Consider the following 12060-nt stretch of genomic DNA (forward strand, 5'->3'; position numbering starts at 1 on the left):
AAGTCCATGCCGACCCCCGGCAGGTCCATCCGCCAACGGAATATATCCAATGAAATCAGCATTGGTACCAAACTGCTGGAGCTGATCCGCGACCGATTGCGCCCCTGGCTGGAATTTGGGAGCGCCGGGAACGATAGGATCGCCCCAAGCCACCAATACTTGAGCCTCATATCCCTCTGGAATGCTGATTTGATCCGTTATTGCATGAGGAACGCGGGCAAAAAGTGCCTGTGCAGAAGCCGGTAGAACCTGAACTCCCGAAGATGCTTCACCTAATACCGAGCAACCGACCGTCCCCAGGAGCGGAATCGAGCCCGCCATAAAAGCTGTTTTTCTTAAGAATTCCCGGCGAGACCAGCGGTTTTCAACCAATGTTGCCAAGTTTGGTTGGCCATTTTTGCGATCCTGCATACAAACCTCACAGTGAGCTCCAGATCGAGCAATATCACACCATGAGACCAATCAAAGCAGAGCCAGCCCAAACATTCGTGACTATCTCAGACGATTTACGCGATCCTCATTGGGGATCAAAATATCCAATTCAATCAAATCCGGGGCCGCAAAGCCCCATCTGATCACCTTATCTAGTCACCCCTCTATGATACCTCCCCAGGATGAGGAGATATTTTGGCTGAAACAGGATTCTTAAATACCACCAATCCGGTCGCGGAATTGGTGGCCGAGCTCAACCCAGCGTTTGAGCAACGGCACAAGCTTGACCAGCGTAACGTTGGTTTATTGCTCGGTGACCTCACCGAAGTATACGACTCAATGCGCCTCTCATCTGCCCTCGAAGACCTTCACAAACTTCCGGAAGGACCTTTCGACCCACAAGCGGCCATCAAGCTTAAGGAACTCTTTCTAACCGGACGCCGTGAGATCTCACGTCACCTCTCTCACTGTGCGCGTCCTCCAACTCGGCGTAAACGACTCCCGGCACCTCTTCCCAAGCCAGAGCGCTATGCCCATTATCTCTTCGAGAATGGACTGATGGTTGAAGAGTTCTCAGACGCCAAACGCGCTAGGATCGCCTTCGAGCCATGGGGACGATTTTATCGAACTCGTAATCAGGAAATGAAAACTCGAGTTGATGCGCTCAGGGGTGATTTCTCAGTTCAACTACAAGCACTGGGAACCCGTGGTACCCAACTCGACTATCTCGACCAAACACTGCATGGGTGCATCGAGACAAGAAGTGAGGCCTACCTCTCTCGACTCTCTCCGCATCTCGAAGCCGAATTTAAAAAAGTTTTTCTCGACTCACGGGAGTTATTACCCCCAAACCCAACCGTACCCGACGTAGAAGCATGGTTTGTTCCCGGCGGTTGGCCGGAGAATTTTGTAGAATCAATCATGCGTTACCTACGCACCATCTTACATTTTCGACTGCAACCGTTGCAGGCGCTCGTTGAAGCTGCCTGTAACCTCCCAAGGAATCGCCCCTAACGAGAGCACCACGCCTCGGGACGTATGGAAGGCCTGAATCATTATGTTTCATTACCGTATTATCATCACCGCACTCATTGGAGCGGGTATCATTGGCCGCATGGCATACATCTATGCCGGCAACGACTACGTCGCCCTCGGTGTGACCCTTTTGATTGCCATTGGATTTGGTCTTGGTCTTGCTGAGATCAACCGGTTTATGAAACAGCTCGGTGGTTGGCGCCTCGCCTGTGACGCCGTTGCTAAAGATGAATCCAGCCCGGAAGAAGCTCTTGAGCAGGCCCCAAAATCGGTTTTCCATTACTTAAAAATGCGTCTAAGTGGCCAATACTCGACGCTCCCACAGCTTTCGCTCACTCCATTCCTCGTAGGTCTCATGGTCATGCTGGGCCTTTTGGGAACTTTTCTCGGACTTGTCGAAACACTCCAAGGCGCAAGAGACGCACTGACCGGCAGCACGGAACTTGAAACCGTTCGTATGGGACTTGCTGCGCCTATCCAAGGGCTTAGCCGTGCATTTGGTACATCTGTAGCCGGTGTCACAGCCTCCGCGCTTCTGGGCTTTTTGTTGGTCTCCGTTCGCCGTGAAACCACCGCTCTTCAATACGAACTCGACTACCTCTTAGCCGGCCCACTTGTCTCGCTGAGCTTGGTTGGTCGCCAAACTCTGGCGCTCGATTCTCTTACTCGCCATGTAGAAAACCTTCCCACCACCACGCAGGCACTCGGGCAGGTAGGCGAGAACCTCAACGAAATGAGCGTCACCTTTCAGCAGATGCAAACGCAGAGCGCCGCTGAAACCGCAAACCTTTTAAGCCAAACGGCCAAGGATGTGCGTGAAACAATGAGCCAGGGCGTTGGCGAGTCGATCACGCAAGCTGCTCAAACGCTCGACCCTGTTCTCAGTTCAGCACTTAAACAAGCTAAAGAGCAGGCTCAGCATCAGTTCGAACAATGGAACACGACCTTAAAAACCGATGAGCAAAACCGGGCACAAGCCATTGCCAATACGCTTGAGAGTGCAATGCAAGAACAGCTCGCTGCATTCAGAGCCACGATGAATGACGTATTGGAGGAAGCACAAGCCAATACTCAGAATGGTTCACAAGCCGTCACCACACTCCTCAACTCAACCCGAGAAACCATGGAAAATTTCTCAGGCGAGTCCAGACACCAGTTCGTGATGCTTGAAGAACAACTCGGGAATCTACGAGCAGCCATTGCCCACGCAGATGTCGAAACAGTCTCCCACCTGGAAGGCCAAATCGGTACCATCACTGGGGCAATTACCACTGCCTTTAATCAACTCGATGAGGGTCAAAAAGAGCGCACGCAGCAACTCTTTGGAGAGCTAGGGCGCCTTGATGCTGTTGTTCAAGAGCACCTGTCGCTCCTGGGTGAAGGCCTTGAAGCGCCCCTCACAAAGGTTATTGAGACCGCAGCCGAAGCACCTAAATCTGTATCTAAAATGCTCGAAACACTCGATACACGACTCGAAGAGCGGCTCGAGCGAGAAAACAGCCTACTCCAAGATCGCCAAGATCTGATGGATGCAATGCGGCTGGCCACAGAAGCAGTTCAAAAATCTACGGAGCAGCAAGGCACGACGCTTGAGGAGCTTGTCTCTAATTGCGACAACCAAATGAGTGGCATGCGTGAGCGAGCCAACGAAGAGCTGATGAAGGCACGAGAACAACTTGAGCAATCTGCCTCGATGATTGCAACTGGCGGCGTCGAAATGACAGCTGTAGCATCCATGTTTACCACGGCTGTTGAAGATTACCGCAAGTCCAACGATACTTTGATGGAAGGCTTGGTGAGCATTCAAGAAGCACTGAATCACTCGGGCGAAAGAAGCAACGACCAGCTTTCTATGTACGTTGACCAAGCCAGAGAAATCATTGACCAATCCATCATCTCCCAAAAAGAGATGTTTGATGCCCTACGTGAGATGCGTCCCACAGCGGATAAAGTGGAGCTCCCGTCATGATGCCTCCCCATCAACAAGGCGATGAGTCGCCGCCTATCTGGGCTATTTTTGGTGACTTGATGGCCGGTATGGTTGGGGTATTCGTGATGCTCCTCATCTGGACCCTGAGCTTCCAAGTAGACCTTGCAGCTTCACTGCAAACTGAGGTTCAAAAACGCGAGCAAGAACAAACCCGGCGTGAGCAACTCGAATACGCATTGGCGGCTCCCCTTGCCGAAGGCCGAATTACTCTCATCGATGGTCGTATTGGAATCAGCGGCAACATCTTATTTGCCCTCAACTCAAAAGAGTTATCCGAAGAAGGTACAACCCTAATTGGAGATTTATCAGCGCCACTTAAAAGTTGGCTCAATGAGCATGACCAGCTCTTGATGGTCAGCGGCTTTACCGACGACCTCGCGATTCACGAAGACAATTATCAATTTGACGACAACTGGGACCTCTCAGCTCAGCGCGCCCTCGAAGTCACACGTACCCTTGTAACTGGCGGCATCCAAGCCAACCAGGTCTTTGCAGCAGCGTTTGGTGAGCACCACCCTATTAAACCCAATCTAGATCACGACACTCGGTCCAAAAATCGCCGCGTGGAAATAGCCCCGGTTCCTCGCGCCAGCCGTGCTCCTAAGGAGCAGCCTTAAATGAATCCAGGCAGTACACATGAACGGTTAAAAGCTCGCTTAGAGCTCATGAAGAGTGCCAATGCTCAAGGCTTTGATGCGCCATCGTTTATCTGTATCGAAACCCTCGTGGAACGCTCAAAGGACCTCCCACACAACGCCCGCATCCAGCTTGAAGAGATGGCAAGGTTTAGACTCTCTGAGTACCAAACTCAGTTCAACGAAGCGCGCGCAGATGTAGAAATGCTTCTTGAAGATCTCGATCTTACGGAAGAGGATCAACAAGTCGTGAACGAACACTTCCAGCGCTGCGACTTCAAAGGGTTAACCCGTTACATCAAGGGGCGAATGAAAGACCGGCGCACTATTTTCCAGCGCAAGCAACGGCAAACCGACCTTCTCGCTACGTTTGGAAGTGCTGAAGAACTTGCTCAACTCGACTTACTCGCAGAGCTAGAATCTGGCGCAGAAGATGGTGATGAAGAGCAAGACGGATCAAAACATCGACCCTTGCGGCATCGCTCTCCGCTTAAGCTACTTCGAGAGCATGCAGCTGCAGAGAAAAATCGCCTCGCGGTCGGAACAGCACGAAAGAAAAAGCCTGAAATCGCTGGCCCGTTGAACTCTCAAACACTGGCCACTCAACTGCTGGAAGAGTTGGAGACGTTATCGCCTATCTACTTAAAGCGTGTCGTCTCTCACCTTGAGATCATTCGACTTTTGAACCAAGTGCCCAAACCAAAGCCAAGGCGCCGCCCGCGCTCTTGAACCGGTACTACGTTAGTTAACAAGAAACTTTTGGTGGTTTGAAGCTCAAGCTTGCAGTCAATCCCAGAATCAGGGAATCTTGGGTATACTCAACACCAACGGGTCATGCCAGATGAAGTTCAAAGAGCATTTTCATACCGAAGAACTCGAAAATATCACGGAAGAAATCGTCTTCGAGCAGCTGCATATTATGGTTCAATCGGGATCTGTAAAAATTCCAGATAGCGAAGGCTGCCTTCAAGATATCGCGGCGATTGCATTGAATCGTTTACCTGCAAAATATGCGGTTTGTTTTATCGATAAGGTCAACCCGCGCACCGAGCGCCTTGAACAACTGATCGAGCTTGAGAAGAATGCTCGTAAAGAGCTGATGCGTGCGATTGAAATTGTGAGAAACAACCCACACCACCGTTAATCATCTGTGGTCCTCATTTTTTAGACAAAAAGAAGGGCGACCTAGGCCGCCCAACTTAGAGTGTCCTGACGGGACGGATCAATCAATGAACGCTGCTCGTGGAGCTTCCTCTAGCAAGAGCGTCGTCTTTTGGAACTCAATGGCCTCAACACCAAAGTCTACAACGGGTGGGAAGGATAAGATGCCACCTTCACCGTGACCAAATGGCATATAGATTCCTTCGACTTTACCAACGCGGGTTCCGTCTTCTCCAATGAGGTGAGCGCTCTTACGCTCAACATTTAAGTCCGGGACGTTGGGTGCTGCGATTGGGTAACCCCATTTCACTTCGCCGGTTGGCTCAACAACAACTGACAACCAAGTATCAGCATTTCGGCTACCTTCTTCGTGAACCTCTTCGGCGTTAACAACATAGGACATCGTGTTTACGTTCGACATGCGATTGTAAAGTCCGTTGTAGGTGTAAGCGCTGATCCAGATTGGAGAGCAGTAGCTCATCATGTCTTTATATGCGCTTGGCGAAAGTAAGTCGGTGCTTCTCATGTCGAAGCCCCATTGGTCCAGATTGGCGTTGGTGTTTGGATATCCATTGTCCGAAGACTGGCCGCCTAAGCCGCACGGTGCATGCTCACGACCGTGGGCGTGACCTACTTCATGAACCATGGTATCGGCAGCTTCTTCACCCGAGTAACCCAGGCCAATACTGGTCCGCATGGATGGGTATCGGTAGTCTGTTGCCAGGGTACTTAAACCCGCTACGCATCCGCGGTTGCAGTAGTTGTAGTAGCTGGTCGCGGGCGAAAAAACACCGTAGTAGTAAGCTTGGTCGTCGGCATTGTCCTGGTAGCGAAGGTTCTGGAGGCCGCTAAGTAGGTCTCCCCAACCTTGGCCAAAGGCGCTGATTTCAGAGGTCCAATTCACAGTCTCACGGACAGTCAATTCGATGTTGCTTGTGGGGTACAGAGCTTCGAACATATCCTTGTAGATCTGAACCTGAGTAGCACTGGTGTCGGGCTCACGCCCCGAACCGTCGGCGCTGTATTGAACCGGGACAAGCACAACCTTCAATGTCTGAGGGCTATCTTCACCAACTCGGACTTTACCTTCAGCTGGCCAAGTGGCTTCAGGGTTCGGGCTACCAAAATCGGCGTCTGCACTGGCCTCGAACAACTGAATCGAATAATTCAAGCTGCCCGTCATCAGACGGCTTTCAATCATGAAGTTAAACGTGCTTCCACCAGCGTCGTCGCTTGATGAGCCCCTAACATTCATTGAGATTTCTTCGTCTGGGATCTCCGACCCTGCTGTCTGCAATGACAAGCGCGCTACGATATCGCGAGCCTGAAAGCTTGAGTCTGGCGAAACGTAAACGCGCATGATGGCGTCCTTGCCCGCGACCACTGGCGCCGGGCGGTTGTTCACTTCGCGGTGGTCTTCCATTATCGCGAGGTTAACAGTCTGTAGCATCGTTACTTTGGAAATACGGAGACCGCTGGCCACTGGAGCAACATCAGAAATCGGTGTCGGATTCGACGCAGAGGAATCCCCACCCGAGTTGGACTCAGAACCTTCTACGAGTTCAGCCTCACCGCAAGCGGCCAGGCCAAAAACCAAACTTAAAAGAGAGAAACCGAAAACCAAACTACGGCGCATCATTACCTCCATCATGTTAGTGAAATACCTTACCAGCAAGATCACGTATGCCAAGGGGACAACCGGTTCGTTCTCACGAACCTACAAGATAATCTAATGTAGGCCCGTGTAGGCAATTATCCGCAAAACAATTCACCCCGATAAGAAGGAACTTTCAATCCAAATTTTCAATGTAAATAATCATGAATCGTTATCGGATGAGGTAAGTTCCTTTTTAAAAATAAGGTCAATGTTTTCAGAAGGATAGCAAGAGTGGTCGGATCAGCTCGATCACAAGGTTGTTTTCCTAACCAGATGGTGAAAGCTTCAGCTTCATAACACTCTAAATGCGGGCTATACGATCGTAATTTGTACTTGAATTTGTTACTCAGTCAGACCAAATTGGTGTGATACGAGAATGGCTCTCGTTTATAATCAAGGAAAGACCATGTCAGATCTACTATTTAATACGCCGGTAAAAACGCTTAAAGGAGAGTCAGGTACTCTCGAGCCGTTCAAAGGTAAGGTCATCTTGGTTGTAAACACTGCCAGTAAGTGCGGGTTTACCCCACAATATGCAGGCCTCGAAAAACTCCACCAAGAGTTTGCCAGTAAAGGTCTGGTTGTCCTCGGGTTCCCGTGCAACCAGTTTGGTAACCAAGAGGACGGAAACCACACCGAGATCGAAGAATTTTGCCAAATCAACTACGGTGTCTCTTTCCCCATCTTTGAAAAGGTTGAGGTTAATGGCAGTGCCACGCATCCAATTTTTTCGTGGCTCAAGTCACAAGCCCCCGGGTTACTGGGGAGTAAATCCATCAAATGGAACTTCACTAAATTTCTCGTAAGTCCCGACGGTAAAGAAGTCCTACGGTTCGCATCCAAGGTTTCACCGAAGGAAATGATTCCCAAAGTTGAAGAATTTCTAGCAAAACAATAAGTTTTCCTGCCAACTTGCGCCATCGACTATTAACATTAAAGCGTTAAACGGCAATAAAGGGCATAGGGCTCCCTCGTTTTCAGGAAAGCGGTATATGCGATGAACCCCAGTCCAATCCTTAAAAAGCTCTTCCTCATTTTACTGATCGGCGGATCGGTAGGCTGCGCTGAGCAGACCGTCCCTGTAGAGATTCGCTTTCAAGCCAACGTCGGTGAGAACCCGCTAAATTGTGAGACCACCTACGATAATCAAGGCAGTGCCAACACTTCCATCACCTTTTCTGACTTTCGATTCTATCTTCACAACATACGACTCGTCACCGCCGAGGGGGAAGAGCTGAGTGTGACGCTTGATGAAGACGGTATTTGGCAGCAATGGCACTTGGCGTTACTCGACTTTGAAGACGGGACAGGTTCATGCCGTAACGGTTCGGAGCAAACACATACGACTCTGAGCGGTCAGGTGCCAGAGAGAGAATTCACCGAACTCAGATTTACCATTGGGGTTCCCTTCGACGACAATCACGTCAACCCAGCAACAGCCACTCCTCCCCTAACCTTCACCAACATGAGCTGGGGTTGGCAAGGCGGCTTCAAATTCTTTCGCGCGGACGTGGCCTCGGAAGATTATAACTTTATCTTCCATCTTGGCAGTACTGGCTGCGAGGGTACCATTGGGGATGTCAGCGGCTGTAGCCGCTCAAACCGAGCCGACGTCGTTATCCCAAACTTCAACCCAGCAACCGACACGATTATTGTTGATGCCGAAATTCTCTTCCGTGAAACCAATGTGAGCCAAAACACTCCCGAAACTTTAAGCGGGTGCATGTCTTCAAAAACCGATGGTGACTGTTCACCTCTCTTTACAAATATGGGTCTTAACCAAGAAACAGGCGAGGTTGAATCGCCGGCCAACTTCTTCCGAGTAAGCCCATGAAAATTCTCATCGCTGCGCTCACCCTGATATGCCTCACAGCCTGTAGTCCTGAACCCGTCGCAGAATGGGAATGGGGATTGCCCGACCATTTCCCTGTTCCAAATGTGCCCGAAGACAATCCTCTAACTCAAGCCAAAGTTGATTTAGGACGCTTTCTTTTTTACGACACACGACTTTCCGTCAATAATGAAATGTCCTGCGCGAGTTGCCACAAACAAGAACTGGCATTTACCGATGGGAAAGCACTCTCCGATGGAACCACCGGAGAAGTGACCCCACGTGGCTCAATGAGCCTTACCAACATTGTTTACGCTTCAAGGCTCACTTGGGCCAACCACCTCCTAGACCGCCTGGAAGACCAATCACTTACGCCGCTGTTTGGAGAGGAACCTGTTGAGATGGGCATGGCTGGCCTCGAAGATCGGCTAACGACCTTGTTCTCGACCGATCCCATGTACAGCCAGATGTTTCAGGACGCATTTCCTAATGACGACCAACCATTCTCAATTGGCAACCTCACCAAAGCCCTCGCAAGCTTTGAACGCATCTTACTCTCATTCGATACGCCGTTTGACGGCTACATGGCGGGGAATACAGACGCCCTTTCAGACTCTGAGAAAAGAGGGCTCGGGCTCTTCCTCTCGGAAAGGCTCGAGTGTTTTCATTGCCATGGCGGATTCAACTTCTCTGACAGCTTATCCCACCAAGGCACGCCATTTGACGAGGTCGCCTTTCATAATACGGGTCTCTACAACATTGATGGAGAAGGCGCTTACCCGCATCCCAACCAGGGCCTTTTCAGCCTTACGGAAGACCCACTCGACATGGGTCGGTTCAAGGCTCCAAGCCTACGAAATATTGGAGTGACCGCGCCCTACATGCACGATGGAAGCATCGAAACATTGCGAGAAGTTGTGGAGCATTATGCAGCGGGTGGACGAACGATAACTGAAGGCGAACACGCCGGAGTCGGCTCAGACAACCCATACAAAAGCGAGTTTGTACCAGGCTTCATTATCAGCGATGAGGAAATGGTAGATCTTCTATCCTTCCTTGAAACGCTCACCGACGAAGCGTTTCTCACGAACCCAGCCTTCTCCGACCCATTTCAAGCCCAATAACAACTGGTTAACCGACCAATCCAGCATATTGCCTACACCGGCCTACAGTCTCGTACTGCAACATCTCCTCTGATCCCTTCAGCGTTCCCAACCCCTGTTTTTAGTAGCACTTTCACGCACAGACGTTGGTATACTCGACTGATAACAACATGAAGAGATAAGAATATGGTACGCCGCATAAACAGCTTAAAATTCCTTCCTCTTGCCCTCCTTGCTCTCTGGGGCTGCAGTGACATCGAGGATTACAACCGCGATGCCAGCGCCACACTCGTTGATGAGCAAGGCACACCCTACCTGGCCCACGAAGTCATTTTCATGCCGTCAATCGAAGCCACGGAAGAGGCTCGGCAAGAAGTCTATAACAGCATAGGTGCCACTGTTATTTCTGAGAACAGCCCTCTCAGCACAGAGCTAGGCTACATACACCTCGAGTTACCGGGTAACATCACCGCCAACGAAGCGATGAGCATCCTTTTGCAAAGTGAGATTGCAGAATCCGTCGACAAAAATTACCTAATGCCCATGACCCGAGAGCCCAATGATTCGCGCTGGGATTATTTATGGGGCATGCATTCACTTCACGGCCCCGAAGCCTGGAATCTAACCACCGGCTCAAGAGACGTGGTCGTTGCGGTCATGGACACCGGCGTGGATTACAATCACTCTGATCTCGCCGACAACATGTGGAGCAACACCGGCGAAATCCCAGACAACGGGGTCGACGATGACGCGAATGGATTTATAGACGACGTCCTGGGTTGGCACTTCGATGCCGTAACGGGAACCGCTGGCAATGATCCCATGGATATTCACGGCCACGGCTCACACGTATCGGGAACCATCGGGGCGGTTGGAAACAACAACAATGGAGTTGTAGGCGTCAATTGGCAGGTGCAAATTATGGCACTCAATGTATTCCACAATACGTCATCCGGACCCCGAGCATCCTTCGTCGATATGGTGAATGCCATTAAGTATGCCGCGAATAATGGCGCGCAAGTACTCAATGCGAGCCTTGGAGCATACTACAATTCTCCCGGTGCCCTCGTGGCTGCCATACAAAGCCTAGAAGACAATGGCGGCATGTTTATCGCTGCCTCAGGCAACGATGGCGTTAATACCGACATCTACAACCACAATCCGAGTAACGTCGATCTTGAGAGCGTCATCAGTGTTGCTGCATTGGCCTACAACGGCGACTCCGGCCAACACGAACTTTGTGACGGGAGGCACGGCTGGAGCGGCGGCTCAAACTATGGAGCAAATTCGGTCGACCTGGGTGCCCCAGGACACAACATATTGAGCACCATGCCAAGTGGTGCCTACGCATATATGTCGGGCACATCGATGGCTTCGCCCCACGTGGCAGGAGCCACGGCTCTTTTCCTTTCCATGTATCCAGACGTGACCGTATCTGAGCTTCGACAAGCCTTACTCGATTCCGCCGATGCTACTGGTGAGCTTGCAGGCAAGACAGTCACTGGCTCTAGACTCAATGTCTTCAGAATGATCAACGACCATATCCCGCCGCCCACCACGCCCGAAGATTTTGAAGGCACTGCCGGTCCGAGCCGAAACATAACGTTGAGCTGGACTCAACCGGAGTCAGAAACCGAAGCTGCTCAATACCTCATTCAATGGGGAACCCAGTCAGGCAGTTACACCAACTCCACAACTGTCGAAGCCACAGAGCTAACCGCCGAAATTACCGGACTTTTACATGGTGCTGCTTACTACGTGGTGGTCCAAGCTGTTGGCGACCGCGGACAAAAAAGTGAACTCAGTAACGAACTGAATGTAACGGCAACTGATGCCACTGCGCCTGCATCGGTCATCGACCTTGTTGCCTCGAGCTTTGAAGGCGCACTCCAAGAAGCCACCGTCCTGGACTCCTCAGGATCCGTGTCTGACTACTGGGGAGCAGACAACGCAGCCGACGGTGACCTAAGCAGCGCGTGGTTTGTGCCGCCAAGCCAGTCCAACGACGAAAAATACATTGTCCTCCAGCTCAGCGAGACTTCCCAGCTTGAACAGCTTGAGTTGTTACCGTCTGAAATTTACCCCGACTTTTTCCCCGTTGATTTCGACGTTGAAATATCTCAAGATGGGATTTCATTTTCGGCTGTAGGGTTTGGTCGTAGCGTCACCGCGTTACCCAACCAGTGGCATCTTATATCCTTCGAGCCAAGACCTGC

General features: G+C 50.9%; 11 protein-coding genes. 9 read left to right on the forward strand and 2 right to left on the reverse strand.

The window, feature by feature from the left end; translation table 11 throughout:
* Positions 1–411, reverse strand: a 411-nt coding sequence (locus HOK28_17290) for a DUF839 domain-containing protein (GenBank protein ID MBT6434855.1), incomplete at its 3' end; no start/stop codon positions are given.
* A gap of 216 nt (positions 412–627) precedes the next feature.
* Here HOK28_17290 and HOK28_17295 point away from each other — a divergent pair.
* The 5 genes from HOK28_17295 to HOK28_17315 all read left to right on the forward strand — a co-directional run bounded on the left by HOK28_17295 (position 628) and on the right by HOK28_17315 (position 5236).
* A complete protein-coding gene (locus HOK28_17295) occupies positions 628–1446 on the forward strand; it encodes a DUF3348 family protein (GenBank protein ID MBT6434856.1) in 819 nt (272 codons plus the stop codon).
* A 43-nt stretch (positions 1447–1489) separates the two neighbouring features.
* On the forward strand, positions 1490–3436 hold the full coding sequence (locus HOK28_17300) for a hypothetical protein (GenBank protein MBT6434857.1): 1947 nt from the start codon (positions 1490–1492) through the stop codon (positions 3434–3436).
* On the forward strand, positions 3433–4074 hold the full coding sequence (locus HOK28_17305; GenBank protein MBT6434858.1) for an OmpA family protein: 642 nt from the start codon (positions 3433–3435) through the stop codon (positions 4072–4074). Before HOK28_17300 ends, HOK28_17305 begins: the two co-directional genes overlap by 4 nt.
* The gene (locus tag HOK28_17310; protein MBT6434859.1) at positions 4075–4821 is read left to right on the forward strand and encodes a DUF2894 domain-containing protein; all 747 of its coding nucleotides are present in this window, start codon (positions 4075–4077) and stop codon (positions 4819–4821) included.
* Positions 4822–4933: 112 nt separating this feature from the next.
* Positions 4934–5236 carry a late competence development ComFB family protein gene (locus tag HOK28_17315; protein ID MBT6434860.1) on the forward strand — a complete coding sequence of 101 codons (303 nt, stop codon included), beginning with the start codon at positions 4934–4936 and terminating at the stop codon, positions 5234–5236.
* Between the two features lie 78 nt (positions 5237–5314).
* Here the strand turns inward: HOK28_17315 and HOK28_17320 are convergent, their stop codons facing one another.
* Complete coding sequence (locus HOK28_17320) at positions 5315–6889, reverse strand: hypothetical protein (protein ID MBT6434861.1); 1575 nt, start codon at positions 6887–6889, stop codon at positions 5315–5317.
* 427 nt (positions 6890–7316) lie between these two features.
* On the opposite strand from HOK28_17320, the gene HOK28_17325 reads away from it, so the two are divergent.
* From HOK28_17325 to HOK28_17340, 4 genes are all read left to right on the forward strand, one after another.
* Positions 7317–7808, forward strand: coding sequence for a glutathione peroxidase (locus HOK28_17325; protein ID MBT6434862.1), 492 nt, complete (start codon positions 7317–7319; stop codon positions 7806–7808).
* 99 nt (positions 7809–7907) lie between these two features.
* Positions 7908–8744 carry a metallo-mystery pair system four-Cys motif protein gene (locus HOK28_17330; GenBank protein MBT6434863.1) on the forward strand — a complete coding sequence of 279 codons (837 nt, stop codon included), beginning with the start codon at positions 7908–7910 and terminating at the stop codon, positions 8742–8744.
* Positions 8741–9865 carry a di-heme enzyme gene (locus HOK28_17335; GenBank protein ID MBT6434864.1) on the forward strand — a complete coding sequence of 375 codons (1125 nt, stop codon included), beginning with the start codon at positions 8741–8743 and terminating at the stop codon, positions 9863–9865. The genes HOK28_17330 and HOK28_17335 overlap by 4 nt, the downstream gene beginning before the upstream one ends.
* Positions 9866–10030: 165 nt before the next feature.
* The coding region (locus HOK28_17340) for a S8 family serine peptidase (GenBank protein ID MBT6434865.1) at positions 10031–12060 on the forward strand (2030 nt) is incomplete at its 3' end.

It is taken from the genome of Deltaproteobacteria bacterium (genome assembly GCA_018668695.1).
In the GTDB taxonomy this organism is placed as follows: Bacteria; Myxococcota; XYA12-FULL-58-9; order XYA12-FULL-58-9; family JABJBS01; genus JABJBS01.

Bases quoted from the DNA above. Each gene is read 5' to 3' on its own strand.
- HOK28_17315 (MBT6434860.1), top strand. From the start codon at position 4,934: ATGAAGTTCAAAGAGCATTTTCATACCGAAGAACTCGAAAATATCACG.
- HOK28_17325 (MBT6434862.1), top strand. From the start codon at position 7,317: ATGTCAGATCTACTATTTAATACGCCGGTAAAAACGCTTAAAGGAGAG.
- HOK28_17335 (MBT6434864.1), top strand. From the start codon at position 8,741: ATGAAAATTCTCATCGCTGCGCTCACCCTGATATGCCTCACAGCCTGT.
- HOK28_17300 (MBT6434857.1), top strand. From the start codon at position 1,490: ATGTTTCATTACCGTATTATCATCACCGCACTCATTGGAGCGGGTATC.
- HOK28_17320 (MBT6434861.1), bottom strand. From the start codon at position 6,889: ATGCGCCGTAGTTTGGTTTTCGGTTTCTCTCTTTTAAGTTTGGTTTTT.
- HOK28_17330 (MBT6434863.1), top strand. From the start codon at position 7,908: ATGAACCCCAGTCCAATCCTTAAAAAGCTCTTCCTCATTTTACTGATC.
- HOK28_17310 (MBT6434859.1), top strand. From the start codon at position 4,075: ATGAATCCAGGCAGTACACATGAACGGTTAAAAGCTCGCTTAGAGCTC.
- HOK28_17305 (MBT6434858.1), top strand. From the start codon at position 3,433: ATGATGCCTCCCCATCAACAAGGCGATGAGTCGCCGCCTATCTGGGCT.